The organism is Pseudomonas sp. BO3-4 (assembly GCF_034044115.1).
Taxonomy (GTDB): Bacteria; Pseudomonadota; Gammaproteobacteria; order Pseudomonadales; family Pseudomonadaceae; genus Aquipseudomonas; species Aquipseudomonas alloputida.
In genome coordinates this window covers 3,437,868-3,463,829 of sequence record NZ_CP139018.1, presented here as the reverse complement: position 1 = coordinate 3,463,829, position 25,962 = coordinate 3,437,868, and the positions used below count along the sequence as shown (strand labels likewise).

Here is a 25,962-nt window from a genome sequence, read left to right as displayed (position 1 = left end):
GGTTCCAATGCCTGTCTTCAAACGATGCAGCGTGGTGATGCTGGCCCTGGTTGCGCTGCATGGCGCGGCCCAGGCAGCGCCATTCACCGATGTGCTGGATGTGCCCGCCATGCCCAGCGCCCTTGCCAGCAGCAGCGCCCTGCGTGATGTGACCTTGGCCGGGCAGCGCCTGGTCGCGGTCGGCCCGCGCGGGCACATTCTGTATTCCGATGACCACGGCGGGCACTGGCAGCAAGCCCAGGTGCCGGTCAGCGCCGACCTGAATGCGGTGAGCTTCGCCACGCCCGAACTGGGCTGGGCGGTGGGCCACGACGGCGTGGTCCTGCACAGCCGTGACGGTGGCATGCACTGGCAAAAACAGCTGGACGGCCGGGTACTGGCCGAACAGCTGCCAGGCGCGGACACCGACAATGCCTTGCTCGACGTGTGGTTCGGCGATGCCCGCACGGGCTACGCGGTGGGGGTGTTCAACCTGCTGCTTCGCACCACGGATGGCGGCAAGCACTGGCAGCCGTGGCTCGACCACAGCGACAACCCGCAAGGCCTGCACCTGACCAGCCTGGCCGCGGTGGGCGACGAGTTGTTCATCACGGGCGAGCAGGGCCTGTTGCTGAAGTGGGACGGCAAGCGCTTCGCTCGCGTTGGCACACCCTACGCCGGCACCCTGTTCGGTGCTGTCGGCAAGCCCGGCGTGCTGCTGATATACGGCCTGCGCGGCCACGCCTACCGCAGTACCGATGGCGGCCAGCAGTGGCAACTGATCGACACCGGGATCAACGCCAGCCTCACCGCCGCCGGTATCGACCGTGACGGGCAATTCTGGCTTGCCAGCCAGGCCGGTGACCTGCTGCTCAGCCGCGATGACGGCGCCAGCTTCAGCCCGGTACCCCACAGCCCCCGCAGCCCAGTCACCGCACTCGTCAGCGATGCCGGTAACGGCCTGGTGCTGGTGGGCGAGCGGGGCACGCGCAACCTGGCCGGTAACCCCACGCTGCACCCCTGACAAGAGAAGACCCTGATGGCCGCTACCCGCCAAGATACGCTTCCGGTAATCCGCAACCTCGCCGATTTCGACCCACGCTCGGGCAATTGCCTGGAACGCCTGGTGTTCAACCATCGCTGGCCATTTCTGCTGTGCATGCTGCTGGCAACGTTGGTGCTGGGCTTCATGGCGGCGACGCGCCTGGAGCTGCGCCCCAGCTTTGACAAAATGCTGCCGCAGAGCCACCCCTACATACAGAACTACCTGGAAAACCGCGCTTCGCTGCGCGGATTGGGCAATGCGGTACGGGTGGTGGTAGAGAACACCCACGGTGATATCTTCGACCCGGGTTACCTGCAGACCCTGCGCCATATCAACGACGAACTGTTCCTCAGCCAAGGCGTGGACCGGGCATGGGTGAAGTCCTTGTGGAGCCCGGCGGTGCGATGGACCGAGGTTACCGAGGAGGGTTTCCAGGGCGGGCCGGTCATGCCTGACGGGTATCAAGGCGCAGCCGGTGATATCGAACAGCTAAGGCAGAACATCGAGCGTGCCAACATCGTCGGCAGCCTGGTAGCGCGCGACTTCAAGTCGAGCATGCTGGTGGTGCCGCTGCTGGACCAGGACTCAGGCACCGGCAAAGGCCTGGACTACCATGCCTTTTCGCAAAAGCTCGAACAATTGCGCAGTCAGTACCAGGTCAGCGGCCAGTATCGCATTCATGTGATCGGCTTCGCCAAGCTGATGGGTGACCTGATCGACGGCCTGATCCAGGTGATGGCGTTCTTTGCGCTGGCTGTGCTGACCAGCCTGGTGATCATCTACTGCTATACCCGCTGTGTACGCAGCACCTTGCTGGTGGTGGTGTGTTCGCTGACTGCGGTGGTATGGCAGCTGGGTATCGTTGCCTGGCTGGGCTATGCCATCGACCCGTATTCGATCCTGGTGCCGTTCCTGATCTTTGCCATCGGCGTGTCGCACGCGGCGCAGAAGATGAACGGCATCCTTCAGGACATAGGCCGCGGTACGCACCGGCAGATTGCCGCCCGCTATACCTTCCGCCGCCTGTTCGTGGCCGGGGTCACCGCACTGCTGGCCGATGCCGTGGGCTTTGCGGTGCTGATGCTGATCGATATTCCGGTGATCCAGGACCTGGCAATCACCGCCAGCATTGGTGTGGCGGTGCTGATTTTTACCTCGTTGCTGTTGATGCCGGTGGCACTGTCCTATGTCGGTGTGGGCCGCAAGGCGGCCGAGCGAGCGCTACGTATCGATGCCCGCGCGGATCAGCACCGTGGCTTCGGCCGGCTGTGGGCCCTGCTTGACCGATTCACCGAACGCAAGTGGGCCAGCGCTGCATTGCTGGCTGCCCTGGTGCTGGCCGCCCTTGGCACCTGGGGTAGCCTCCAGCTGAAAATCGGTGACCTCGACAGTGGCGCCCCCGAGCTGCGTGCGGACTCGCGCTACAACCTCGACAACGCTTACATCACCCAGCACTACGCACTGTCCAGCGATACCTTCGCGGTCATGGTCAAGACGGCCCCCGAAGGCTGCCTGCAATACCAGACACTGATCCTCGCCGACCGCCTGGCCTGGGAGCTGCAGCAACTGCCGGGTGTGCAGACCACCGTGTCGCTGGCAAACGCGGTGCGCCAGATCACTGCGGGTACCTACGAAGGCAACGCGCGCCTGAACAGCCTGCAGCGCAACCAGGACGTGCTCAACTACGCCGCCCAGCAAGCCTCGGTCAACGCCCCGGAGCTGTTCAACAACGACTGTTCGCTGATGCCGGTGATCGCCTACCTCAAGGACCACCGCGCCGACACGCTGGCCCAGGTGGCTGTAGCGGCTGAGCGTTTCGCCCAGGCCAACAGCAATGCTGACCACCAATTCCTGCTGGCCGCCGGCAGCGCCGGCATCGAGTCCGCCACCAACGAGGTGGTGCGCGAGGCCAACCACCGCATGCTGTTGCTGGTGTACCTGGCGGTGACCCTGTTCTGCCTGGTCACCTTCCGCAGCTGGCGAGCGACGCTGGTGGCAATCCTGCCGCTGATGCTTACCTCGGTACTGTGCGAGGCGTTGATGGTGGCCATGGGCATCGGCGTCAAAGTCGCCACCTTGCCGGTGATCGCCCTGGGGGTGGGCATTGGCGTGGACTACGCGCTGTATCTGCTCAGCGTGCAGTTGCACTACCAGCGCGCCGGCCTGAGCCTGGCCCACGCCTACCAGAAAGCCCTGGCCTTCACCGGTCGGGTGGTGGGGCTGGTCGGTATCACCTTGGCCGCTGGCGTAGCCGGCTGGGCCTGGTCGCCAATCAAGTTCCAGGCCGACATGGGCTTGCTGCTGACCTTCATGTTCCTGTGGAACATGCTCGGCGCGCTGGTGCTGATACCCGCGTTGTCGCACTTCCTCCTGCGCGGCCAGGGCGCCCCGGCAGCTGCCGATGCCCAGGCGCCGGCGCTTTCGCAAACCCAAGCAACCGAGTGCTCGCCTCATGTCTGATTACCTTGCGCCACTGCGCGACATGGATTTTCTGTTCAACGAAGTGTTCGACATCCCGACCTGGTGGGCGCAAACGCCCGAACTGGCCGAGGTGGTCGATGGTGACACTGCCCGGGCCATCCTCGAGCAGGCCGGCAAGCTGATTGCCGAGCGAGTGGCGCCGCTCAACCGCAGTGGCGACGAGCAGGGCTGCCGCTGGGAGGCTGGCCAGGTACGCACGCCTGACGGCTTCGCCGATGCCTACCGGGCATTTGCCGCTGACGGCTGGGTCGGTGTGGCCGGCGACCCGGCCTACGGCGGCATGGGCATGCCGAAGGTGATCGGCGCTCAACTCGAAGAGATGCTCAATGCCGCCAACCTGTCGTTTGGCCTGTACCCGATGCTGACCGCCGGGGCCTGCCTGGCACTGCTCAACCATGCCAGTGAGGCTTTGCAGGCGCTGTACCTGCCACCCATGTACCAAGGGCGTTGGGCCGGTTCGATGTGCCTGACCGAGCCCCACGCCGGCACCGACCTGGGCCTGATCCGCACCCGGGCACAACCCCTCGCCGACGGCGGCTACCGCATCAGCGGCACCAAGGTCTTCATCACTGGCGGCGAGCAGGACCTGACCGAGAACATCATCCACCTGGTGCTGGCGCGGTTACCGGATGCCCCGGCCGGCCCCAAAGGCATCTCGCTGTTCCTGGTGCCAAAGGTGCTGGTCGACGCCGACGGCGTGCTTGGCGAGGCCAATGCAGTGAGCTGCGGCTCGATCGAGCACAAGATGGGCATCAAGGCCTCGGCCACCTGCGTGATGAACTTCGACGGCGCCATCGGCTACCTGGTCGGCGAGCCGAACAAGGGCCTCAATGCCATGTTCACCATGATGAACTACGAGCGCCTGGGCGTGGGTATCCAGGGGCTGGCGCTGGGCGAGCGGTCTTATCAGGGGGCCATCGCTTATGCCCGTGATCGTCTTCAAGGCCGCGCGCCGTCGGGTGTCGAAGCGCCGTCGCAGTCTGCCGACCCGATCATCGTCCACCCGGACGTACGCCGCATGCTGCTGACCATGAAAGCGCTGAACGAAGGCGGGCGGGCATTTTCCACCTACGTGGCGTTGCAGTTGGACCTGGCCAAATACAGCGACGACCCGGCTACACGCGCCAATGCCGAGGCCAAGGTGGCGTTGCTTACGCCGGTAGCCAAAGCCTTCCTCACCGACATGGGACTGGAGACTACCCTGCACGGCCAGCAGGTGCTGGGTGGCCACGGCTATATCCGCGAGTGGGGCCAGGAGCAGTTGATTCGTGACTGCCGCATTACCCAGATCTACGAAGGCACCAATGGCATCCAGGCGCTCGACCTGGTAGGGCGCAAGCTATTTGGTGATGGCGGCAAGGCCTACCGTGGCCTGTCTGACGAAATCGTCAGCTTTGCCCAGGCGCTGCCAGTGGCGCACGCCGAGTTCAGTGCGCCACTGCTGGCGGCCGTGCACAACCTTGACGAACTGAGTGCGTGGCTGCTCGACCGCAGCCAAGGCAACCCACGCGAGCTTGGCGCGGCGGCGGTGGAGTACTTGCACGTGTTTGGCTACACCTTCTACGCCTACCTGTGGGCGCGCATGGCCGTGGTGTGCCAGGGCCAAGCGGCACCTGAGCCGTTCCACCTCAGCAAGCTCGGTACCGCGCGCTTCTACTTTGCACGCCTGCTACCACGCATCCACTCGCTCAGCGCCAGTGTCAGGGCCGGCAGCGATAGCCTGTACCTGCTCGAGGCCGTGCAACTGTGATGGCCGCCAACATGCTCACCACTCGCGTCATGCCCCGGGCCGAGCAGGCCTATGCCTATCCGCTGCTGATCAAGCGCCTGCTGCTGTCGGGTGTGCGCTACCAGCCCAACCAGGAAATCGTCTACGCCGACAAGCTGCGCTACACCTACACCACGTTGCTGGAACGCATCCAACGGCTGGCCAACGTGTTGACCACGGCCGGGGTCAAGCCTGGCGACACGGTGGCATTGCTCGACTGGGACAGCCACCGGGCACTGGAGTGTTTCTTTGCCGTACCGATGCTGGGCGCGGTCTTGCATACGGTGAACGTGCGGCTGTCCACCGAGCAGGTGCGCTACACCATGAACCACGCCGAGGATCGGTGGGTACTGGTGCATGACGACTTCCTGCCATTGATACAGCAGCTGCGTGGCGACCTGCCGACCGTCGAGGGCATCATCCGCCTCAGCGACGGCGCTGCCGCCGCGCAGACTGTGCCTTTGCTGGGCGAATACGAAGCCATGCTGGCGGCTGCAGCGCCACAGTTCGAATTTGCCGACTTCGACGAAAACTCGCTGGCCACACTGTTCTACACCAGCGGTACCACCGGCAACCCCAAGGGGGTGTACTTCAGCCACCGGCAACTGGTGCTGCATACCTTGGTCGAGCAGGGCACCTTGGCCGCGTGTGGGGAGGTGCCGCTGCTGCGCACCGGCGATGTGTACATGCCGATCACGCCCATGTTCCACGTGCATGCCTGGGGCGTGCCCTATGTGGCCACGGCGCTGGGCATCAAGCAGGTCTACCCCGGGCGCTACGAGCCCAACCGCCTGGTGCGCCTGTTCCATGACGAGGGGGTGACGTTCTCCCATTGCGTACCGACGGTGCTGCAGATGATGCTCGACAGCGAGCAAGGGCGCTGCACCGACCTGACCGGCTGGAAGATGCTGCTGGGCGGCAGCGCCCTGACGCTGAGCCTGGCCCAGCGTGCCAGCGCACGCGGCATCAGTGTGCATTGTGGCTACGGCATGTCGGAAAGCTGCCCGCTGCTCAGCATCACCCACCTTAGCACCGACTTGCTGGCACAGCCCATGGCACAGCAACTGCCGCTGCGCATCGATGCCGGTGTGCCGATTGCCTTGGTGGACCTGCGCATCGTCGATAGCGAGGGCAGGGAAGTACCGCACGATGGTGCGAGCCTGGGCGAAATCGTGGTGCGCGCGCCTTGGCTGACCCAGGGTTACCTGCACGAACCGGAGCAAGGCGCGGCGCTGTGGCTGGGGGGCTGGATGCACACCGGTGACCTGGCCTGTATCGACCCGCTGGGCGTGGTGCGCATCCGCGATCGCATCAAGGATGTGATCAAGACCGGTGGCGAGTGGATCAGTTCGGTGGCGCTGGAAAACCTGATCAGCCAGCACCCGTCCGTCGCCTCGGTCGCGGTAATCGGTATTCCTGATCCACAGTGGGGGGAACAACCTTTGGCTCTGGTGGTCTGTCATGACGGTGTGCAGTTGGACCAGTCGGCATTGGCCAGGCACCTGCAGCCGTATGTTGACAGCGGGCACCTGGCCAAATGGGCCGTACCGCGGCAGGTGCGGTGTGTGGACGAGATGCCCAAGACCAGTGTCGGCAAGATCGACAAGAAACGCATTCGCCAGACTGCATTATAGAAGTGGCTTGCGATGCTTGGGGGCGCCTTGCGCCCCATCCTGTTGCTGGCGGGGTCTTTGCCCGCGCGTTCAGCAGCCCCAAAACCCCGCCAAACAAGGGAATGGCGGTTGACTTAAGTTCACCCACGTAAAGTTAGGTAAAAGCGGCCACGGCATATACACGGATCAGTATTGTGGTTTGTACTGTCCAGTTAAAGATGCCATTGATGAACACACTTCCGTCGCAGCCAAGCGCTGAACGCGGGGCGTTCTCCGGTTTCGAGGCGTGTCGCAATTCCCAGCAGGGCCCCGTGGTGATCCTTGCCTCCGGCGCTTCTGCCAAACATTTTCCGCTGGGCGAGTTTGCGCACTTGCCCATCATCGCCATGAATGGCTCGGTCGCCATGACCGCCGAACACGGCATCAAACCCTTCTTCTACGTGTGCACCGACAAAAGCTTTTGCCAGCAACAGCCGGCCTTGTTCGCCACTGCCGTGCGCGACAGCGAACGCCTGGCCTTGTGGCCAGAGCAGTATGCGCGTACCGATGTGCCAGCTCACACCCAGTGTTATGCCTTGCACAAAGCCGATATGCCGAGCCTGCTGGACGGTTTGCGCGGCCATGGTGACAGTTGCGTGTGCAACCGGGCACTGTGGAGCAAACGCAGCCGCTCGATCGCCTTCAGTAAAGACATGGGCCATGGCTTTTTCGATGCCCGCACGGTGGCTTATGTGGCCTTGCAGTTGGCCTATCACCTGGGCTTCGAGGAAGTGTTGCTGGTGGGGGTTGACCTCGACCAGAGCGTCGGGCGCTTTTACGAGGACGGCCAAGGCCCGTCTTCGCCGTGCGGGCTCGATCAGCATTGGGACAGCCGCATCCTGCCGTCGTTGAAGCTGATGGCCAGGGAAGTGGTCAGCGAGCATTTCCACGTCTACAACCTGTCGGCAACATCACGCATTCCCGTTGAGCTGATCCCCAAGGTCACGCTCAGCCAGGCGCGGCACATTGCCGGCTGCGCAATGAACTGAGCAAGAAAGCGGGTGCATCAAGGACTGTGGATGCGTACAGTGGGCCGATCGCAACTTGCAGGAGCCCGCTATGTCCAGCGCATTCACGATCATGCCATCGCCCGTCGGCATGCTGACCCTTGTGGCCCGTGGCAATTGCCTGGCAGCCGTATTGTGGGAAGAGGAGCGGGAAAACCGCGTACGCCTGGGCGCACTGCACCGGGACGACCAGTGCCCGGTATTGCGGGAAACCGCTCGCCAGCTGGGCGAGTACTTTGACGGCAAGCGCCAGCGTTTCGAGCTGGCACTGGACTTTGCCGGTACTGAGTTCCAGCGCCAGGTGTGGGCCGCGTTGCTGGCGATACCGTTCGGCGAAACCCGCAGCTACAGCGACATTGCCCGGCAGCTCGGCAACCCCAGGGCGGTACGCGCGGTTGGCGCTGCCAATGGCCGCAACCCGATTTCGATCATTGCTCCCTGTCACCGGGTAATCGGCGCGTCGGGCAGCCTGACCGGCTTTGCCGGTGGCCTGGCGGCCAAGCAGTATTTGCTGGCGCTGGAAGGGCGGCAAAGCCTGGCACTGGACCTGTAAGGCGTCAACCGAACCCGCTGGCGATCAGGCAAGCCAGCACAGCCAGCACCGAACCGGCGATCAGGGTGTATTGCCGCCGGGCCTGACGTGCGCGGGGCCCGACCTCACGCAGGTACTCGCCGGGCGTAGGCGCATCGGGCCGATGGCGCAAACCCTCGGCCACATCGGCAAGTTGACCCTGAATCAGCAAGCCGACCAGGCAGTAGGTGCTGGCGTAACTCAGTAACGCTAGAAACAGATAGATCATGCAAGGTACGGGGCCAAGGGCAGGGTGATCGCGCTGGCACTGCGGGTGTCGAGTACGATCAGCCCTTCACTGTGGTCATCCAGGCTGGCCAGCAAGTGCCCCTGGCTGTCCCATGCTGCAGAACCGCCGGCACCGATGAAAGTGTCGGCCGGCCCCACGCAGTTGGCCATCAACACCGGCATGCCCAGCTCGCGTGCCACCTCTGGATAGTGCGCATATCCCTCGCGGATACCCTTGGCGGTTTTCGCAACGCTGACCAGGTACAGGTCGGCACCGCGCTCGCGGGCCACGGCGGCATGCGCCATGAACATCGATTCGTAGCAGATCGCCGGTGCCACCCGGTGCTCACCCACCTCCAGCAGCAATGCCTGATGACCTGGGGTGAAGTAAGGCAGTTCATCATCATGCAAGCGCTGCTTGGCATAGGCCTGGCGCGGCGCCTCAGGGCAGAAGATGGGCATGCCGATGCGTATGCCATCGGGCGTCGGCAATGGCAGGCCCACGGCAACCGTAATACCCAAGCGGTCGCAGGCTGCCTGCAGCGGGTCCAGGCGTGCGGAGGTGACGGGCAGGGCGGACTGGCGCGCCACACTCGGCTCATAGCCGGTCAGCGACAGCTCGGGGAACACCACCAGTTCGGCACCCAGGGCCGCAGCCTGCTCGATGCAAACCAGATGGCGCTGGAGGTTGCCTGGCAAATCGCCCTTGAGCGACGCCAGTTGTACGGCGCACAGTTTCATCAGAACCATTCCCTGGTGAAGATTGACGTGCCGAGCATACTATCGGCACCAACGCCTGTTCCAGTGAAGGGTTTTTCAGGAAGCCTGGGATGCGCAGCAAAACGCCCCCCGACCTGCGCAGCCACGGTACCTTGTGCCATGCTGTCCAGTGACAGCGCCATGCGCACGGCCCGCGCAAAGGCGGGCAGGGTGCTACCAGCGGAGGAACACTGTAATGGCACGGTTTCGGCGGATGATCGCCAATATCCGGGGACGGGATCTGGCCGTGGGCGATATCCATGGCCACTTCCAGCGCCTGCAACAATGCCTGGATGCGGTAGGGTTCGATCCGGCGGTGGACCGCCTGTTCAGCGTAGGTGACCTGGTCGACCGTGGGCCGCACAGCGAGGCAGCGCTGGACTGGCTGGCCCAGCCTTGGTTCCATGCCGTCCAGGGCAATCATGAGGCCTTGGCAATCACCCGCGTGCGTGGTGGGCGGCTCGACCTGGGCATGTACCGCGCCGCCGGGGGGGGCTGGTTCCTCGACTTGCCGCGGCGCGAGCAACTGCGTTTCGTGGAGCGTTTCGAGCAGTTGCCGATTGCCATGGAAGTGGAGAGTGCGGACGGGCTGGTAGGCCTGCTGCATGCCGACAGCCCGTTTGCCGACTGGGCAGTATTACGCTCCTGGCTGGAGCTGGATGACGACCCTGACGTGCGCCAAGTGTGCCAGTGGTCGCGTCGGCGCCTGAAAGAGGGTGACACCCAACCGGTGCAGGGCCTGCGGGCCCTGCTGGTCGGCCACACCCCGGTGCTGGAGGCCAAGCTGCTGGGCAATGTGTGGCACTTGGACACGGGGGGCTGGGCCAGCGGCCATTTCACCTTGGTCGACATGCGCACCTTGCAACGGGTCAGCCCAGAGCCAGATGCAGCAACAACGCCCCCGCCAACATCACCAGCATGACCCCCGAGGCCCGCTCCAGCCACGCCAGGCTGCGGGCGAATCGTCGCAGTACCCGCTGGTTGCCGATGGCCACGGCAACCAGCAAGTCCCAGAGCAGGACGATGCTGAACATCCATAGGGCGTAGGCCGTTTTCCAGCCGGGGCTGACGCTGGCGACCATGCTGGCCAGGCTGGCATAGAACAGCGCGTTCTTGGGGTTGAGGATGCCGGACAAGAAGCCCATGCCCAAACTGCGCCACCAGCCACGCACCCGCTGGCTACCGGCGACTGTGCCCAGGCTGGTTTGCCCGGCATGGCGCAGGAACAGCACGCCGATGTACAGCAGGTAGCTGGCGCCGGCCAGTTGCAGGGTGGTGAACAGCAGGCTGCCCTGCTGCAGTACCGAAAGCCCGGTGAAGGCGATGACGATGAACGCGCCATTGGCCAGCGCTATGCCCAGGCAAGCGCCGCTGGCGATGCGCCAGCCGCTGTTGATCGCGTTGCGTGCGACCAGGAAAAAGTCCGGGCCAGGTGAGAGCAGGGCAAGGAAGTGGGCCAGGGCGATGATCATGAATTGTTGCATTGGGGGCGGCTCTGCGGAAAAACCGCAGTCTGCTGCCGGGCCCGTTCTGGCGTATTGAACAATATTGCACCTGCAGCGGCCTTCAGTTTCCGCGGTACTGCCCCGGCGTAACCCCCACATGGGCCTTGAACACCCGCTGGAAATGGCTCTGGTCAGCAAAGCCAAGCTGGTAGGCCACTTCCGCCAGGGCCAGCCCTTCACTCAACAGTTGCCGCCCGCGATTGACCCGGGCATTGAGCAGGTAGGCATGCGGGGTAAACCCGGTAGCCGCTCGAAACGCGCGGATCAGTTGATAGCGCCCAAGCCCGGCCTCCCGCGCCAACACCTCCAGGCTCAATTGCGCAGGGTCCTGGTGTTCGATGCGTGCAAGCAACCCGCTCAAGGTGGCGGCTTTCAGGACGGGGGCCGCTGCCAGCGGTGGGTGCGCGGCAACGTCCAGGTCCCCCAGGAAGGCAATCAGCGCCGCATCTTTCTCGCCGTTGCAGGCACTGGAAAACAGCAACCTGTTCAGCGCGCAGAACTGCCGATACACCTCAGCCTCCCTGCAGATGCGAACCGGTTCGCCGGCTTCGATACCGCCAAAGCCCGACTCCAGGCGTAACTGCGTCAGCCAGTCGGCATCCACATGCAGCATCTGATAGCTCCACGCCAGGCCGGGGGCCGGGTTGCAGGCATGCACGCGGTGGGCCGGGACCAGTACCAGCGTGCCGGGCGCCAAGTGATGCTGCCCGTCGGCAGCCCCGGTGAAATGGCTGCGGCCAGCATCCACCGCACCGATGGAAAACGTCGGGTGGCTGTGGGCCTTGTAGCAGGCCCGGCTGTGGCAGGCGCGCCGGCTTTCGACATGTGCCAGGGCCGGGTCGCGCCACAGGTCGGCGTGGGAACGGGGCATTACAGGCTCCTCGGTATTGCCGGCAGGGTAACAGGTACCGTGAACCCGTACAGTTTTTATCGCTGGCTGTTACTTGACCGCAGGGCCCGGAACCCACCGAAATAGAGGGCTGTTGTCAGAGGAAAACGAGAATGGACCTTTCAAGCCTGCTGCTCTTCATCCCCGCCTGCTTCGCCTTGAACATGGCGCCAGGGCCCAACAACCTGTTGTCACTGCACAACGCCAGCCGTTATGGCCTGCGCACCGCCTGTGTGGCCGGCGCCGGCCGTATCCTTGCCTTCTGCGGCATGATCGCCCTGGCAGCGATGGGCCTGGCAGTGGTGTTGCATACCAGCGAATACCTGTTCCTGGCCATCAAGGTGGTGGGCGCGGCCTACCTGTTCTACATCGCCTGGCAACTGTGGCGCGCACCCGTGAGCGAGGCCGTGGTGGCAAGCGATCACCCAGGCGGCACTTGGCGCCTGGCGCGCCAGGAGTTCTGGGTGGCGGCCGGCAACCCCAAGGCCATCCTGATCTTTACCGCCTTCCTGCCGCAGTTCGTATCGGTCGGTAGCAGCACCCCGGTAAGTGAGCAGTTCCTTTGGCTGGGTGTGTTGTTCCTGCTGCTGGAATGGGCGGCCATTGCCATCTACTCAGGCCTGGGCGCCTACATGCAGCGCTGGTTCAGCCAGCCCGGCCCACGCCGGATGTTCAACCGGGTCAGCGCCTCCTTGCTGGGCTGCGCGGGCCTCGGTCTGCTGGCTGCGCGCCGCTAGAACTGCCAGCGCACGCCCAGGTTCACGCCGCTGGCTTCCTGCTGGCGGCTGTCCAGGTTGGCGGTGTACTGCACGCCGCCATGCAGGCTCAGTGCTTCGTTGACCTGCGCTACCACACCGCTTTCCAGTTGCATTGAGGTATAGCGGTAATCGGTCTTGATCCTGTCTGCGTCATCGAAGCTCAAGGTGTCGCGCCCACCGTCGCCGTGCCACAGGTTGACCTGCGCATAGGGCTGCAACAGGCGCCCGCTGCTCCCCGTGAACGCACCCTCCAGGCGCAGGCCCAAACGGCCGGTCAGCTCGACCTGGGCGTCATGACGGATACGCGAGACGCCGTCGCTGGCGCTGTCCAGCGCGACCTTTTGCGCAATCAGCTGAGCTTGCGGTTCCACGCGCCAGTGCTCGGACAGGGTGATGGGGTAGCCCGATTCCAGTGAAGCTGTCCAGGCGTGGCCGTCGAGGTTCAGCGTGTCGCCACGCTCGGAGCGGGCGCGGCCATCCAGGCGGGTGTACTGCAACACCGCGTCCAGGTACGCGCCCTGTGGCCCGACCAGCGTCCAGTAGGTGCCCACGCTGTCGCCATCGAGCTTCAGGTCGCCCACGCTGCGGTCGTGAACGGCCAGGGCAAACCCTTTGACGTCGGCGTCCAGGCGGCTATGGCTTACGTAGATACCGACATGCTGGCGGTAACCGTTGTCGCCAACCTTGGCATACAGGTCCTGGCCCACCTTGAAACCGTACAGGTCGCCATCCAGGCTCGGGCTGACCGTGCCGCTCCATTGCTGGCGCAGCGTGCCGCCGTAGGCTTGCCCCCAGCTGGCGGGCAGGGCGCTTTCACCCTGCAGTAACAGCTGGTCGCCCTGGCGTTGGTGGAAGGTGCCCAATGCCTGACGGGCGATGATCGCGGCACCCCGTGGCGCTGAGGCATACACCGGGACCTCGGGGCGGTACAGCGGCAGGCTTTGGCCCTGCACCGGCGCCGGCAGCTCGGCCTGGCCGGGCGCAGGCGCAGCGACGGGCGGGGTGACGGCCGGGGCGATCACTGGCGGCTCGCCCGGTGCCGGCACAGGGGCTGGAGCGGGTGGCGCAACCAGCGTCGAGCGCAGGTACCAGCTGTTTTCACTGCCGGCAGTGACGCCCCCTTTGAACAGCCGATAGTCGTAGGCACCGGCCGACAGCCTTTGGGTCTGTACAAAGGCGGTGGCCGTGCTGGTGGCGCCGTCACGGGCTTCGACCACCTGGATGCCGTTCTGCGCCGTCGCCGCGCCTGCGCCGTTGAGGTTGTTGATGAGCACCTGGGTAGAGCCGGCGATGGCGCCGCGGCTGACCACCAGGCGATCGGAAGCAGCGCCATCGCCGGCCAGCACGCTGTTCAGGCGCAGGGTGCCGTTGTTGCCGGTGTAATCGCCCTCGATGCGCAAGCGGCCCATGGCATCATTGCCGGCGGTGAGGTCAAGTGTGCCTGCGTTGCTGATTGCGGCGCGCTGGCCAGGGGCAAACGCAGTGATCACCCCTTGGCGTGAAGTGATGCTGCTGCTGGCGTCGAGGGTGAGGCTGCCCGTGCTGCTGTCACTGTCGCCCAGTACCAGCGTGTCATCCAGTGCCAGCCGGCTGCCGTTGTTCAGCGCCACGCGTTCCCAGTTCACATAGTGGGCACCGCCTGCCGGCTGGCTGGCATCGAACGTCAGGCTGTCGTTACCTTCGCCGCCGTCCAACGTGATACTGAGCACCTCGGGCGTAAGGCCTTTGAGCAGCGCCGTGTCATCACCTGGCCCGGCATCCACGCGCCCGCCAATACGGCCTCCGTCCCAGGTGAAGCGGTCGTTGCCAGTGCTCAGCAACACATCGCCGCCAACCTGGCCACCGTGCACCAGCACCTGGTCGTCGCCACCGCTGACGCTGATGTTGCCACCGATGTTGCCCTCGAAGACTTCGATGTAGTCCTTGTCGAAGGCCGTGATGACATTCCGGTCGACGCTGCCGCCACGCATGATGAAGGTGTTCTCGTCCAGCCGCATGTTGACGTTGCCGATACGCCCGTCGTCCATTTCGGCATAGTCGCCGCTGTCGAACGTGCCCTTGATCCAGCCGCCGCTCATGTGAAAGGTGTCCAGGCCATCACCCTGGTTGAGGTTGCCTTCGATGACGCCGCCGCTCATGACGAAGTCATCGATGCCAGCGCCTTGGTTGACGTTTCCGCCGACGCTGCCAGAGGCCATGTCGATGCTGTCTCTGCCGGCGCCAAAGGTTACGTCGCCGGTGATGGCGCCGCTACCGGATGCCGGGAATACCAGTCGGTTATCACCGCTGGTATCCACCAGCGAGGGCGCAGTGCCGCTGTCACAGGTGTAGGTGTCGTTACCCGGGCCGGGTGAGAAGGTACAAGCCGCGTGTGCAGCGGGCGAGGCCATGCCCAGCAGCGGGAGCGAACCCAGGGTCAGCATCAGGCGTAGACGCATCAGGAAAACCTCCATTCTCCAGGGAGACCTGCGCACCACGTGTGGTGCACAGGGTTACCGGGGTTGTATAGAGGAGTGCGTCACGACCACAACTGGCAAAAATGTCAGGTGGCAAAGGGCTAGCGCGTTAGTCGCGGTAGAACGTTTGCACCAGGTGGTAGCCGAATTTGCTCTTGATCGGCCCGTGCACCACTCGCAGAGGCTTCTTGAAGATCACCTGGTCGATGGCGCCGACCATCTGCCCCGGGCGAATTTCGCCCAGGTCACCACCACGCTTGCCGGATGGGCAAAGAGAGAACTTTTTCGCGAGCACGTCGAAAGCCTCGCCGTTGGCGATGCGCTGCCTGAGCTTTTCGGCTTCGTCAGCGGTCTTGACCAGAATGTGGCGGGCTTGGGCTTTCATGAGCTACCTGTGCATCGGGGAAAAAGGCGGCATTATGCCTGATTGAGTCCCGTTGAAGCGATCGCGCCCAAATGGCCGCGATGAATGTCAGCTCTTCAGCTCAGCGCGATCGCGAAACTGCTCCAGCGCCTCCGGGTTGGCCAGGGCATCGGTGTTCTTCACCGGCCGCCCATGCACCACATCGCGAATCGCCAGTTCCACCAGCTTGCCACTGATGGTGCGCGGTATGTCGCTGACCTGGGCGATCACCGCCGGCACATGGCGGGGCGTGGTGTACTGGCGTATCACCTGGCGGATGTGCTGGCGCAAGGCTTCATCCAACTGCAGGCCGTCGTGCAGGCGCACGAACAGCACCACCCGCACATCCCCGTTCCAGTCCTGGCCGATGGCCACGCTTTCCACAACCTGTTCGACCTTTTCCACCTGGCGGTAGATCTCTGCCGTGCCAATGCGCACACCGCCTGGGTTGAGCACGGCGTCGGAGCGACCGTGGATCACCATGCCCCCGCTGGCACGCTGCTCGGCGTAGTCGCCCTGGGCCCACACCCCCGGAAACTGGCTGAAGTAGGCATCGTGGTAACGGCGACCGTCCGGGTCGTTCCAGAAACCGAGTGGCATCGAGGGGAAGTTGCGCGTGCACACCAGTTCGCCTTTTTCGTCCACCACGGGCTGACCCTGCTCGTTCCACACCTCCACCGCCATACCCAGGCCCTTGCACTGGATTTCGCCGCGACGCACAGGCAGGGTCGGGTTGCCCAGCACGAAGCAGGAGACGATATCCGTACCGCCCGACATGGACACGAGCCACAGGTCGGCCTTGATCTTGTCGTACACATAGTCATAGCTGTGCGGTGACAGCGGCGAACCGGTGGACAGCAGCAGCCGCAGGCTGGTCAGGCAGTGGCTGTCGGCAGGTTCCAGGCCTGCCTGCTCCAGTGCCGCCAGGTACTTGGCGCTGGTGCCGAAGGCGTGGATGCCCTCGGCGTCTATCAGGTCCAGAAGCCGCTCGGGGCCTGGGTGGAACGGCGAGCCGTCGTACAGCACCAGCGTGGCACCCACCGCCAGGCCGCTGGCCAGCCAGTTCCACATCATCCAGCCGCAGGTGGTGTAGTAGAACAGCACGTCATCGGCCTTCAGGTCGTTGTGCAGGCCGTGTTCCTTGAGGTGCTGCAACAGCACGCCTCCGGCGCGATGGACAATGCACTTGGGCACGCCAGTGGTGCCACTGGAATAGAGGATGTACAGCGGGTGGTCGAACGGCAGCGGGGTGAAACGGGGCTCGCCGCCGGGCTGGAAGAAGTCATCCCACAGGCTGACGTTGGCTGCCTGGAATTCATCGGCACGCGTGCCTTTGCGGGTATGGGGCACCACGATCAGCTGCTCCAGGCCAGACAACTGCGCGCACACCTGGTTGACCTTGGTCACCTGGTCGATGGCCTTGCCCGCATACTGGTAACCGGCGCAGACGATCAGCAGCTTGGGTTCGATCTGGCCGAAGCGGTCGATGATGCCGTGCACGCCGAACTCGGGCGAGGAGGTAGACCAGACCGCGCCAAGGCTGGTGCAGGCGAGCATGGCCACCAGTGTTTGCCAGGTATTGGGCATGATGGCGGCTACCCGGTCGCCCGGGACGATACCTACCGCCTTGAATGCCGTTTGCAGCCCGGCCACCTGTGCGGCCAGTTCGGCATGGGTGAACACTTCGCGTTGGCCGTCTTCGCGTACGGCGACCACAGCCGGGCGGTCGTCGCGGCGGCGCAGCAGGTGTTCGGCAAAGTTCAGGGTGGCATTGGCGAACCACTGCGCATCGGGCATTTGCGGCCCTTCGCTAAGCACCTGGCTGGGCGGAGTATGCCAATGAACGTGGAAATACTCGGCCAGGGTTTGCCAGAAGGCGGGCCGCTGTTCGATGCTCCAGCCGTGCAGGGCCTGGTAGTCGTTGAGTTGCAGGTTGTAGCGCAGGTTGACCCGGCGGCGGAAGGCATCCATCCGGCTGGCCTCGATCTGCGTTGTGGACGGGCGCCAGAGCACATCGTTCATGCCGAATCTCCTTTACCGGAACAAAAGCAGGCTCAGGGCAGAATCAGCCTCGTGTTGCGAAGAGGCTGACCCTGCAGAGAAAGCGGTCCTGCCTACTCTACTTTAGCCTTCTGCACATCCTGCGATGCCGACCACACGCGGTAGCGCACTTCGACATCCTTGGGCACATACACCACCACCGGCAGCTTGCTGTTGTAGCGCAGCAGGAAGCCATCGCCGACCACCGGCACGAAGGCCTCGGTCTTCTTGCCGTCCGGGCAGGCCATCAGCGTGCTGGCCGGGCCGCTGACGTTGTCCAGGCGGTAGTAATTGTAGCCCCAGCCTTCCAGGGTGCGTGCTTCAAGGTTGCCGCCCAGGCGCTGGCGATTGCAGTCGACCTGCAGCGTCTTGCCAGCGAGGATTTCCAGTTTATAGGCCGACTCGTCGGCCTGCGCCGGCAGGTGGATAACCTGCCGGGTGAAGCCTTTTTCCGCCTCGGGGTAGGGCGCGATGTCCTTCAGGCTGGCGGCCATCGCAGGTGCGGCGGCGGCCAGGCTCAGGGCCAGAATCGCGGTCATTGGGGTAGGGCGCATAAGGCCTCCTTGCTGATAAACGAATGCGGGGCCGTCGCCAGGCCCAGGCCGCCCGTCACTGGGCCAACCAGCCACCGTCGACGTTCCAGGCGGCGCCGCGAACCTGGCTACCGGCCTCGCTGCACAGGAAGAGTACCAGCTCACCGAGGTGTTCGGGGGTGACGAAGGCCAGCGACGGTTGCTTTTCTGCCAGCAGATCGTGCTGCGCTTGCAGCCGATCGCCACCCTTGGCCGCACGATCGTCGATCTGCTTTTGCACCAGCGGTGTCAGCACCCAGCCCGGGCATATGGCATTGCAGGTGACATGACTGGTGGCGGTTTCCAGGCCGACCACCTTGGTCAGGCCGATTACACCATGCTTGGCTGCCACGTAGGCTGCCTTGCCAATCGAGCCGACCAGGCCATGCACCGAAGCGATATTGATGATGCGCCCCCAGTTGCGCGTGCGCATGCCCGGCAGCGCCAGGCGCGTGCCATGGAATACGGCCGACAGGTTCAGGGCGATGATCTTGTCCCAGCTTTCTGGCGGGAACTGCTCAACCGGTGCCACATGCTGGATACCGGCGTTGTTGACCAGGATGTCGACGCCGCCGAATTCACGTTCGGCCAGGTTGAACAAGGCCTCGATCTGGATCACCTCCGACAGGTCGGCCGGGTGATGCACAGCCTTCACCCCGTGCCGGGCGATTTCCGCCATGGCGGGGCCCGGGTCACCAAAGCCGTTGAGCACGATGTTGGCGCCAGCCCGGGCCAATACCTGGGCGATGCCCAGGCCAATGCCGCTGGTGGAACCGGTGACGAGTGCAGTTTTGCCTTCAAGGGTCATGCCATGCTCCTTAGACGATGCCAGTGGCGTAGAACGTGGCGATCACCACGAACACCGCCAGGGTCTTGATCAGGGTAATACCAAAAATGTCCTTGTAGGCCTCGCGGTGGGTGAGGCCAGTCACCGCCAGCAAGGTGATCACCGCGCCGTTGTGCGGCAGGGTGTCCATGCCGCCGCTGGCCATGGCGGCTACCCGGTGTAGCACTTCCAGCGGGATATCGGCCGCGTGGGCGGCGGCGATGAACGTGTCGCCCATGGCCGCCAGGGCGATGCTCATGCCGCCCGAAGCGGAGCCGGTGATGCCGGCCAGCAAGGTCACGGTGATGGCTTCGTTCACCAAGGGGTTGGGGATGCCGCGCAAGGCATCGGCCAGCACCAGAAAACCCGGCAGCGAGGCGATAACCGCGCCAAAGCCGTATTCCGAGGCGGTGTTCATGGCTGCCAGCAAGGCACCACCCACCGCGCTTTTGGTGCCTTCGGCCAGGCGTGTACGAATGGCGCCAAAGGCGCACACAAGGACCATCAGGATGCCCACCAGCAACGCGGCCTGCACAGCCCAGATGGCCGTCAGCTTGGTCACGTCGCTTTGTACCGGTGCACTCATGCCTGGCAATTGCAGGCTGTGACTGGGGCCGTACCAATGCGGTATCCAGTGGGTGAACACCAGGTTCATCACCCCCACCAGTAGCAGCGGCGACAGCGCCAGCCAAGGGTTGGGCAGGCTCAGGTCGGCAGCGGTTTCCGGTTCGTTGCGCAAGTCGGTGCCATAACCTTCACCGGCGCGCAGGGCCTTGTTGCGCTGGCGCTGCAGGTAGGCCATGCCGGTAAAGAACACGAACAGCGTGCCGATCAGGCCCAGCCACGGTGCGGCCCAGGCGGTGGTGTTGAAGAAGGTGCTGGGGATGATGTTCTGGATTTGTGGGGTGCCGGGCAAGGCGTCCATGGTGAACGAGAATGCGCCCAGGGCGATGGTGGCCGGGATCAGGCGTTTGGGGATGTTGCTCTGACGGAACATTTCGGCGGCGAACGGGTACACCGCGAACACCACCACGAACAGCGAAACACCGCCGTAAGTGAGCAGGGCACAGACCAGTACGATGACCAGCATCGCCTGACGGGTGCCGAGCAGGCGGATGGCCGCGGCGACGATCGAGCGGGAGAAGCCGGACAGCTCGATCAGCTTGCCGAACACCGCGCCTAGCAGGAATACCGGGAAGTACAGTTTGATGAAACCGACCATTTTCTCCATGAACACCCCCGTGAACGCAGGGGCGACGGCAGCAGGGTCGGTGAGCAGCACAGCGCCGAGGGCGGCGATGGGGGCGAAGAGGATTACGCTGTAACCGCGGTAGGCGGCCAGCATCAGCAAGGCCAGAGCGGCGAGTGCGATGAGCACGGTCATCGGGGTGGGTCTCCTGGGTGAGTCTTGTTTTTATCGTTGAACAGGAGATAGCGGGAATCGTGCCAACTATGTAACTGGCTGATTTGTAAGGGTTAAAGGGTTTTGTTAGAAGTCTGTGTCTACCTTCAGAGACGCCAGGGGCTGCGTTACAGCCCATCGCTGGCTTGCCCGTGATCGAGGGCGGGCCTTCGCTGTAATCTCAAATCAGAAACAAAAGTCTCCAATCAGAGACCAAGTGCCGCCATCTTCTTGTACAGCGTCGACCGGCCCAGCCCTAACGCTGCTGCTGCCTCTGGCACGTTTCCCCCCTGTTCGGCCAGCGCCCCGGCAATCAGGCCGCGTTCAAAGGCCTCGCACGCGTCACGGTAGCGCTGCCGCACGGGCGCTTCAGCCAGCGGGCTCAATGGCCCCAATGCCGCACGCAGGTCCGCCACCCCCAACCGGGGCTGATCCGCCAGCAGGGTCGCGCGCTCCAGCACATTGCGCAGCTCGCGAATGTTCCCCGGCCACGCATGCCTGGCCAGCAGTTGCTGCGCTTCAGCTTCCAGCTCGTACTGGCTGCCCAGCTCAGCCAATATGGCCTCGCACAGCGCGGGCAGGTCCTCAAGCCGTTGTCGCAACGGCGGGACTTCGATCGGCAGCACATTCAGCCGGTAATACAGGTCGGCGCGGAAGGCCCCGCGGGCCATGGCTGCCTGCAGGTCGATGGAGGTGGCGGCAATGATGCGCACATCGCTGCGCAGCATCTGGTTCGATCCTACCGGTTCGTATTCCTTTTCCTGCAGCACCCGCAGCAGCTTGCTCTGCAGGGCCAGCGGCATGTCGCCGATCTCGTCGAGGAACAGCGTGCCGCCTTCGGCCAGTTGCAGCTTGCCGCTGCGGCCTTTGCGGTCAGCGCCGGTAAAGGCACCCGGCGCGGTGCCGAAGAATTCGGCTTCCAGCAACGTCTCGGGGATGGCGGCGCTGTTGATGCTGACAAAAGCTTTGTGTGCCCGTGCTGACGCTGCGTGAATGGCGTGGGCCAGCAGCTCCTTGCCTGTGCCGGTTTCGCCCAGCAGCAACACGGGCGAATCACTGCCGGCGCCACGCCGGGCGCGTCGCTTGGCTTCCAGGCTGGGCGCGCTGCTGCCTACGAACTGGGCGAAGCTGTATTTGGCCTGGCGGGCGCGCAGTTGCGAGCGGGTCGAGGCCAGTTCCTGCTGCATGCTGGCGTAGCGCTTGAGCAGCGGCGACAGGCTGCGCAGTTCGTCGAACAGGGCAAAGCCAATGGCGCCGATCAGCGCGCCCTGGTCATCGTGGATGGGCAGGCGCATGACCACCAACGGCTCGTTCGGCGTGTCGAGCATGTCCAGCAGGATGGGGCGGCCATTGCTCACCACGTCGCGCATCAGGCTGCCGGGGATCACTGTTTCGCACGGCTGGCCGATGGCACTGGCAGCGTCGGCCAGGCCAAAGCGCCGAGCGTAGCGTTCGTTCATCCAGACGATGCGCGCCTGGCGGTCGACGATCACCGTGCCTTCGCTGGACTGTTCGATGATCTCGAACAGCGAGCGGATTGCCAGTTGCCGTACCTGGGGGTAGTCCTTGAGGCTGTTGCTGTCGTGCATGGGTGAACATCCTGAATCATGTATTGGCACAAGCCTGCGAAAAGGCCTGGCCTGAAAACTCATCGTCGGGGGTCAAACGCCTCACGCAAGGCATCCCCGATAAACACCAGCAGTGACAGGATCACCGCCAGCGCAAAGAACGCGGTAAAGCCCAACCACGGCGCCTCCAGGTGCTGCTTGCCCTGGGTCACCAGCTCGCCCAGCGAGGCGCTGCCCGCTGGCATGCCAAAGCCCAGAAAGTCCAGCGCGGTCAGTGTGGTGATCGCCCCGGTCAGCATGAACGGCACATAGGTCAGCGTGGCAGTCATGGCATTGGGCAAGATATGCCGCAACATTACCTGACTGTCCGGTAATCCCAACGCCCGCGCTGCCTTTACATACTCCAGGTTGCGCCCACGCAGGAACTCGGCGCGCACGACGTCGACCAGGGTCAGCCAGGAGAACAGCGCCATGATCCCCAGCAGCCACCAGAAATCCGGTTCGACAAAACCGCTGAGGATGATCAACAGATACAACACTGGCAACCCCGACCATACCTCCAGCAAGCGCTGGCCGAACAGGTCGACCCAGCCGCCGTGGTAGCCTTGCAGGGCGCCCGCCGCCACGCCAATGAGCACACTGACCGCGGTCAGGGCAAAGGCGAACAGCAGCGATACCCGCGTGCCATAAAGCACCCGCGCCAGCACGTCACGGCCTTGGTCGTCGGTGCCTAGCCAGTTGCTGGCACTGGGCGGGCTGGGGGTGGGCACCTGCAGGTCGTAATTAGGTGTGTCGGCACTGAACGGGATAGGTGCGAACAGCATCCAGCCACCCTGTTCCGCGATCAGTTGGCGCACATAGGCGCTGCGGTAGTCGGGCTGAAACGGCAGTTGCCCGCCGAACTGCTGCTCGGTATAGCGTTTGAGCGCCGGCACGTACACATTGCCCTTGTAGCCCAGCAGCAGTGGCTTGTCGTTGGCCACCAGTTCGGCGCAAAGGCTCAGCAGCAGAAGGCCGGCAAACAACCACAGCGACACCCAGCCCAGGCGGTGGCGGCGAAAACGTTGCAGGCGACGGCGCGACAGGGGCGATAGCATCAGTGCGCCCTCGTATCGAAGTCGATGCGCGGGTCGAGCAACGTGTAAGACAGGTCACCGAGCAGGCGAATCAGCAGGCCCGCCAGGGTGAAGATGAACAGCGTACCGAACACCACCGGGTAGTCCCGCGACACCGCGGCCTCATAGCTCATGCGGCCCAGGCCATCGAGCGAGAAGATCACCTCGATCAGCAACGAGCCGGCAAAAAACACCGTGATCAGCGCCTGTGGCAGCCCGGCCACTACCAGCAGCATGGCGTTGCGCAACACGTGGCCATACAGCACGCGGCGTTCGCTGAGGCCCTTGGCCCGGGCAGTGACCACGTATTGGCGGGAAACCTCGTCGAGGAAGGCATTCTTGGTCAGCAACGTGAGGGTGGCGAACCCACCGATCACCAGGGCCGCGACCGGCAGCACCAGGTGCCAGAAGTAGTCGGCGACCTTGCCCAGCAGGCTGAGCTCGTCGAAATTGTCCGAGACCAGGCCGCGCACCGGGAACCAGTTGAGCGAAGTGCCGCCGGCAAACAGTACGATCAGCAGCAATGCGAACAGGAACGAAGGCAGGGCGTAACCGATCACGATCAACGCGCTGCTCCAGGCATCGAAGCGGCTGCCGTGGCGCATCGCCTTGCGGATGCCCAGCGGAATCGACACCAGGTAGGTGATCAGCGTGGCCCAGAAGCCCAGCGACAGGGTGACCGGCAACTTGTCGAGAATCAGGTCGGTGACTTTGGCGCCGCGGAAGAAGCTGTTGCCAAAGTCCAGCCGGGCATATTGGCCGAGCATCAACCAAAGCCGCTCGGGGGCGGATTTGTCGAAGCCATACTGGCGCTTGATCTCTTCGATCAGTTTCGGGTCCAGGCCGCGTGTGGCCCGGGATTCGCCATGGACCACTTCAGTTCGCGCGCCGGGTGCGCCGCCACCGAGGCCCTGCAGGCGCGCCACGGCTTGCTCCACCGGCCCACCCGGCGCGGCCTGGACGATGGCGAAATTGACCAGCAGGATTGCCAGCAGCGTCGGGATGATCAGCAACAGACGGCGCAGGATATAAGCGGTCATGGCGAGGCCTTCTGGCGTTCGGCCATCTGCGCGTTGGTCAGCGGGGTAGGGCTGACCTCCCACCAGGTGTCCAGGCCCTCGTCATAGGTGGCCTGGACCTTGGGCAGGCCGAAGCGGTTCCACCAGGCGGTGGAGCTGCCTGGCGGGTAGTAGTTGGGGATCCAGTAATAATTCCATTGCAGCACGCGGTCCAGGGCATGGGCGTGGCGCAGCATGTCGGCCTGGGTGTCGGCGCGGACCAGGCCGTCGATCAGGTGGTCTACGGCCGGGTCCTGCAAAACCATCAGGTTGTTCGAGCCGGGGTCGTGAGCGGCCGCCGAACCAAAGTAGTTGTACAACTCGGCACCGGGCGACAGGGTGACCGGGTAGCCGGTGACGATCATGTCGTAATCGCGCGCCATCAGCCGGTTGACGTACTGGGCTGAGTCGACGTTGCGGATGTTCAGGGTCACGCCGATCTGGGCCAGGTTGCGCTTCCACGGCAGCAGCAGGCGTTCAAGGCCCGCCTGGCCATTGAGGAACGTGAACGCCAGCGGCGTGCCCTGGCTATTGACCAGGCGGTCGCCTTCGGGGTGCCAGCCGGCTTGTTCGAGCAGGGCCAGGGCCTGCAACTGCTGTTTACGGACGATCCCCGAGCCGTCGGTGACCGGGGCAGTGAACACCGTGGTGAACACTTCATCTGGCACCTGGCCGCGCAAGGGGGCGAGCAGCTTCAACTCACCCGCATCCGGCAACTGGCGAGCGGCCAACGGGGTATTGGAGAACACGCTTTGCTGGCGGATGTACAGGTTGCGCATCATCTGCCGGTTGCTCCACTCGAAGTCCCATAACATACCCAGCGCCTGCCGCACACGGCGGTCCTTGAACTGCGGCTGGTCGAGGTTGAACACAAAACCCTGAGCCACTTGCGGTTTGGCCGGGCCCAGGTGGGCGCGCTGCAGGCGGCCGTCGTCCAGTTGCGCACCGTTGTAGCCCAAGGTGTAGGCCGTGGCGGAGAACTCACGGTTGTAGTCGTAGCCACCGCCTTTGAGTACCTGGCGCGCCACTTCGGTGTCGCCGAAGTACTCGATGCGCAGCTTGTCGAAATTGTAGCGGCCACGGCTGGCCGGCAGGTCACGCGCCCACCATGTCGGGTCGCGTTCGAAGGTGATGCTGCGGCCGTTGTCGATGCGCCCGATGCGGTATGGCCCGCTGCCAACCGGCTTGTCGAAGCCGGCACCGTTGGCAAAATCGCGGTGCTGCCAGTCGTGCTCGGGCATTACCGGCAGGCTGGCGAGGTCCAGCGCCAGGGTGCGGCCGTGCTCGGGCTTCAAGTCGAATCGCACGCTGTGCAGGCTTTCTACGGTCACGCGGGCCACGTCGGCGAACTGGGTCCGGTACTTCAGGCTGCCCTTGCTCATCAGCAGTTCGAAGGTGAAACGCACGTCTTCGGCGCGCACCGGCCTGCCATCGGCGAAGGTGGCGCGTGGGTCGATGTCGAAACGCAGCCACTCATCATTGGGGCCGCGCTCCATGCGCCGGGCGATCAGGCCGTAAACGGTATAGGGTTCATCGTAAGAGCGTACCGCCAGTGGCGCGTACAACAGACCATCGACTTCGCTGACACCGATGCCTTTGTCGATGTAGGGGAGGATATGGTCGAACTGGCCGATCTCGATGGCCGAACGGCGCAAGATGCCGCCCTTGGGGGCGTCGGGGTTTACATAGTCGAAATGCCGGAAGCTGGCGGCGTAGCGGGGGGCTTCGCCGTAGACCGTGAGGGCGTGGGTGGGAGCGGCCTGGACCGTAAAGCCCATGCACGAAAATACAAGCCCCCACAATACTTGTGGGAGCGGGTTTACCCGCGAATGCGTCGGAGCAGGCAACGAGGTTGTCTGGTCTGGCCTCTTCGCGGGCAA

Annotated in this window: 22 protein-coding genes; 8 read left to right on the top strand and 14 right to left on the bottom strand. The window is 64.2% G+C overall.

Features of this window, described 5'->3' with window-relative positions; all coding sequences use genetic code 11:
- The first annotated feature begins 7 nt into the window (after positions 1 to 7).
- The 6 genes from REH59_RS16095 to REH59_RS16070 all read left to right on the top strand — a co-directional run bounded on the left by REH59_RS16095 (position 8) and on the right by REH59_RS16070 (position 8,485).
- Complete coding sequence (locus REH59_RS16095; RefSeq protein ID WP_014860232.1) at positions 8 to 1,003, top strand: WD40/YVTN/BNR-like repeat-containing protein; 996 nt, start codon at positions 8 to 10, stop codon at positions 1,001 to 1,003.
- Positions 1,004 to 1,018: 15 nt separating this feature from the next.
- Entirely contained in the window at positions 1,019 to 3,484 is a 2,466-nt protein-coding gene (locus REH59_RS16090; RefSeq protein WP_320450327.1) for an efflux RND transporter permease subunit, read from the top strand.
- Positions 3,477 to 5,255 (top strand): acyl-CoA dehydrogenase C-terminal domain-containing protein, encoded by a 1,779-nt coding sequence (locus tag REH59_RS16085; RefSeq protein ID WP_320450326.1) that lies wholly within the window; start codon positions 3,477 to 3,479, stop codon positions 5,253 to 5,255. The genes REH59_RS16090 and REH59_RS16085 overlap by 8 nt, the downstream gene beginning before the upstream one ends.
- An 11-nt stretch (positions 5,256 to 5,266) precedes the next feature.
- On the top strand, positions 5,267 to 6,907 hold the full coding sequence (locus tag REH59_RS16080) for a fatty acid--CoA ligase (protein ID WP_405124576.1): 1,641 nt from the start codon (positions 5,267 to 5,269) through the stop codon (positions 6,905 to 6,907).
- A 206-nt stretch (positions 6,908 to 7,113) separates the two neighbouring features.
- On the top strand, positions 7,114 to 7,914 hold the full coding sequence (locus REH59_RS16075) for a lipopolysaccharide biosynthesis protein (RefSeq protein WP_014860227.1): 801 nt from the start codon (positions 7,114 to 7,116) through the stop codon (positions 7,912 to 7,914).
- Positions 7,915 to 7,984: 70 nt separating this feature from the next.
- Positions 7,985 to 8,485, top strand: a complete 501-nt coding sequence (locus tag REH59_RS16070) for a methylated-DNA--[protein]-cysteine S-methyltransferase (RefSeq protein ID WP_004576657.1) — start codon at positions 7,985 to 7,987, stop codon at positions 8,483 to 8,485.
- Positions 8,486 to 8,489: 4 nt separating this feature from the next.
- On the opposite strand, the gene REH59_RS16065 is transcribed toward REH59_RS16070, so the two are convergent.
- Both REH59_RS16065 and REH59_RS16060 read right to left on the bottom strand, forming a co-directional pair.
- On the bottom strand, positions 8,490 to 8,732 hold the full coding sequence (locus REH59_RS16065) for a hypothetical protein (RefSeq protein ID WP_012052437.1): 243 nt from the start codon (positions 8,730 to 8,732) through the stop codon (positions 8,490 to 8,492).
- On the bottom strand, positions 8,729 to 9,472 hold the full coding sequence (locus REH59_RS16060; protein ID WP_014860226.1) for a carbon-nitrogen hydrolase family protein: 744 nt from the start codon (positions 9,470 to 9,472) through the stop codon (positions 8,729 to 8,731). The genes REH59_RS16065 and REH59_RS16060 overlap by 4 nt, the downstream gene beginning before the upstream one ends.
- 214 nt (positions 9,473 to 9,686) lie before the next feature.
- Between REH59_RS16060 and REH59_RS16055 the strand changes: the two genes are divergently transcribed.
- Complete coding sequence (locus REH59_RS16055) at positions 9,687 to 10,412, top strand: serine/threonine protein phosphatase (protein ID WP_088512138.1); 726 nt, start codon at positions 9,687 to 9,689, stop codon at positions 10,410 to 10,412.
- Here the strand turns inward: REH59_RS16055 and REH59_RS16050 are convergent.
- Together REH59_RS16050 and REH59_RS16045 are read right to left on the bottom strand one after the other, a co-directional pair.
- Positions 10,360 to 10,974, bottom strand: coding sequence for a LysE family translocator (locus REH59_RS16050; RefSeq protein WP_128573658.1), 615 nt, complete (start codon positions 10,972 to 10,974; stop codon positions 10,360 to 10,362). The two genes, REH59_RS16055 and REH59_RS16050, sit on opposite strands and share 53 nt — an antisense overlap.
- 82 nt (positions 10,975 to 11,056) lie before the next feature.
- Positions 11,057 to 11,866 (bottom strand): helix-turn-helix transcriptional regulator, encoded by an 810-nt coding sequence (locus REH59_RS16045; RefSeq protein WP_014860223.1) that lies wholly within the window; start codon positions 11,864 to 11,866, stop codon positions 11,057 to 11,059.
- 131 nt (positions 11,867 to 11,997) lie between these two features.
- On the opposite strand from REH59_RS16045, the gene REH59_RS16040 reads away from it, so the two are divergent.
- Entirely contained in the window at positions 11,998 to 12,621 is a 624-nt protein-coding gene (locus REH59_RS16040) for a LysE family translocator (protein ID WP_003248288.1), read from the top strand.
- On the opposite strand, the gene REH59_RS16035 is transcribed toward REH59_RS16040, so the two are convergent.
- The 10 genes from REH59_RS16035 to REH59_RS15990 all read right to left on the bottom strand — a co-directional run bounded on the left by REH59_RS16035 (position 12,618) and on the right by REH59_RS15990 (position 25,860).
- Positions 12,618 to 15,095 (bottom strand): autotransporter outer membrane beta-barrel domain-containing protein, encoded by a 2,478-nt coding sequence (locus REH59_RS16035; RefSeq protein WP_265536659.1) that lies wholly within the window; start codon positions 15,093 to 15,095, stop codon positions 12,618 to 12,620. The genes REH59_RS16040 and REH59_RS16035 overlap by 4 nt on opposite strands.
- A gap of 112 nt (positions 15,096 to 15,207) precedes the next feature.
- Positions 15,208 to 15,483 carry a peptidylprolyl isomerase gene (locus tag REH59_RS16030; protein WP_014860332.1) on the bottom strand — a complete coding sequence of 92 codons (276 nt, stop codon included), beginning with the start codon at positions 15,481 to 15,483 and terminating at the stop codon, positions 15,208 to 15,210.
- Positions 15,484 to 15,570: 87 nt separating this feature from the next.
- Positions 15,571 to 17,523 (bottom strand): acetoacetate--CoA ligase, encoded by a 1,953-nt coding sequence (locus REH59_RS16025; protein WP_014860333.1) that lies wholly within the window; start codon positions 17,521 to 17,523, stop codon positions 15,571 to 15,573.
- 92 nt (positions 17,524 to 17,615) lie between these two features.
- Positions 17,616 to 18,095, bottom strand: a complete 480-nt coding sequence (eco, locus tag REH59_RS16020) for a serine protease inhibitor ecotin (RefSeq protein ID WP_012052429.1) — start codon at positions 18,093 to 18,095, stop codon at positions 17,616 to 17,618.
- A gap of 55 nt (positions 18,096 to 18,150) precedes the next feature.
- The gene (gene hbdH, locus REH59_RS16015) at positions 18,151 to 18,921 is read right to left on the bottom strand and encodes a 3-hydroxybutyrate dehydrogenase (RefSeq protein ID WP_014860334.1); all 771 of its coding nucleotides are present in this window, start codon (positions 18,919 to 18,921) and stop codon (positions 18,151 to 18,153) included.
- Positions 18,922 to 18,931: 10 nt separating this feature from the next.
- Positions 18,932 to 20,323 (bottom strand): GntP family permease, encoded by a 1,392-nt coding sequence (locus REH59_RS16010; protein WP_014860335.1) that lies wholly within the window; start codon positions 20,321 to 20,323, stop codon positions 18,932 to 18,934.
- A 224-nt stretch (positions 20,324 to 20,547) separates the two neighbouring features.
- Positions 20,548 to 21,930: a sigma-54 interaction domain-containing protein gene (locus REH59_RS16005; protein ID WP_014756594.1), complete on the bottom strand. Its 1,383-nt coding sequence runs from the start codon at positions 21,928 to 21,930 to the stop codon at positions 20,548 to 20,550.
- 59 nt (positions 21,931 to 21,989) lie between these two features.
- Positions 21,990 to 23,006: an ABC transporter permease gene (locus REH59_RS16000; protein ID WP_014860336.1), complete on the bottom strand. Its 1,017-nt coding sequence runs from the start codon at positions 23,004 to 23,006 to the stop codon at positions 21,990 to 21,992.
- On the bottom strand, positions 23,006 to 24,064 hold the full coding sequence (locus REH59_RS15995) for a microcin C ABC transporter permease YejB (protein ID WP_014860337.1): 1,059 nt from the start codon (positions 24,062 to 24,064) through the stop codon (positions 23,006 to 23,008). Before REH59_RS15995 ends, REH59_RS16000 begins: the two co-directional genes overlap by 1 nt.
- A complete protein-coding gene (locus tag REH59_RS15990; protein WP_014756595.1) occupies positions 24,061 to 25,860 on the bottom strand; it encodes an extracellular solute-binding protein in 1,800 nt (599 codons plus the stop codon). The genes REH59_RS15995 and REH59_RS15990 overlap by 4 nt, the downstream gene beginning before the upstream one ends.
- Between the last annotated feature and the right edge of the window lie 102 nt (positions 25,861 to 25,962).

Excerpts from the sequence above, each read along its gene's own strand:
- REH59_RS16095 (WP_014860232.1), top strand. The coding sequence starts at position 8 with ATGCCTGTCTTCAAACGATGCAGCGTGGTGATGCTGGCCCTGGTTGCG.
- REH59_RS16090 (WP_320450327.1), top strand. The coding sequence starts at position 1,019 with ATGGCCGCTACCCGCCAAGATACGCTTCCGGTAATCCGCAACCTCGCC.
- REH59_RS16085 (WP_320450326.1), top strand. The coding sequence starts at position 3,477 with ATGTCTGATTACCTTGCGCCACTGCGCGACATGGATTTTCTGTTCAAC.
- REH59_RS16080 (WP_405124576.1), top strand. The coding sequence starts at position 5,267 with ATGCTCACCACTCGCGTCATGCCCCGGGCCGAGCAGGCCTATGCCTAT.
- REH59_RS16075 (WP_014860227.1), top strand. The coding sequence starts at position 7,114 with ATGAACACACTTCCGTCGCAGCCAAGCGCTGAACGCGGGGCGTTCTCC.
- REH59_RS16070 (WP_004576657.1), top strand. The coding sequence starts at position 7,985 with ATGTCCAGCGCATTCACGATCATGCCATCGCCCGTCGGCATGCTGACC.
- REH59_RS16065 (WP_012052437.1), bottom strand. The coding sequence starts at position 8,732 with ATGATCTATCTGTTTCTAGCGTTACTGAGTTACGCCAGCACCTACTGC.
- REH59_RS16060 (WP_014860226.1), bottom strand. The coding sequence starts at position 9,472 with ATGAAACTGTGCGCCGTACAACTGGCGTCGCTCAAGGGCGATTTGCCA.
- REH59_RS16055 (WP_088512138.1), top strand. The coding sequence starts at position 9,687 with ATGGCACGGTTTCGGCGGATGATCGCCAATATCCGGGGACGGGATCTG.
- REH59_RS16050 (WP_128573658.1), bottom strand. The coding sequence starts at position 10,974 with ATGCAACAATTCATGATCATCGCCCTGGCCCACTTCCTTGCCCTGCTC.
- REH59_RS16045 (WP_014860223.1), bottom strand. The coding sequence starts at position 11,866 with ATGCCCCGTTCCCACGCCGACCTGTGGCGCGACCCGGCCCTGGCACAT.
- REH59_RS16040 (WP_003248288.1), top strand. The coding sequence starts at position 11,998 with ATGGACCTTTCAAGCCTGCTGCTCTTCATCCCCGCCTGCTTCGCCTTG.
- REH59_RS16035 (WP_265536659.1), bottom strand. The coding sequence starts at position 15,095 with ATGGAGGTTTTCCTGATGCGTCTACGCCTGATGCTGACCCTGGGTTCG.
- REH59_RS16030 (WP_014860332.1), bottom strand. The coding sequence starts at position 15,483 with ATGAAAGCCCAAGCCCGCCACATTCTGGTCAAGACCGCTGACGAAGCC.
- REH59_RS16025 (WP_014860333.1), bottom strand. The coding sequence starts at position 17,523 with ATGAACGATGTGCTCTGGCGCCCGTCCACAACGCAGATCGAGGCCAGC.
- eco (WP_012052429.1), bottom strand. The coding sequence starts at position 18,095 with ATGCGCCCTACCCCAATGACCGCGATTCTGGCCCTGAGCCTGGCCGCC.
- hbdH (WP_014860334.1), bottom strand. The coding sequence starts at position 18,921 with ATGACCCTTGAAGGCAAAACTGCACTCGTCACCGGTTCCACCAGCGGC.
- REH59_RS16010 (WP_014860335.1), bottom strand. The coding sequence starts at position 20,323 with ATGACCGTGCTCATCGCACTCGCCGCTCTGGCCTTGCTGATGCTGGCC.
- REH59_RS16005 (WP_014756594.1), bottom strand. The coding sequence starts at position 21,930 with ATGCACGACAGCAACAGCCTCAAGGACTACCCCCAGGTACGGCAACTG.
- REH59_RS16000 (WP_014860336.1), bottom strand. The coding sequence starts at position 23,006 with ATGCTATCGCCCCTGTCGCGCCGTCGCCTGCAACGTTTTCGCCGCCAC.
- REH59_RS15995 (WP_014860337.1), bottom strand. The coding sequence starts at position 24,064 with ATGACCGCTTATATCCTGCGCCGTCTGTTGCTGATCATCCCGACGCTG.
- REH59_RS15990 (WP_014756595.1), bottom strand. The coding sequence starts at position 25,860 with ATGGGCTTTACGGTCCAGGCCGCTCCCACCCACGCCCTCACGGTCTAC.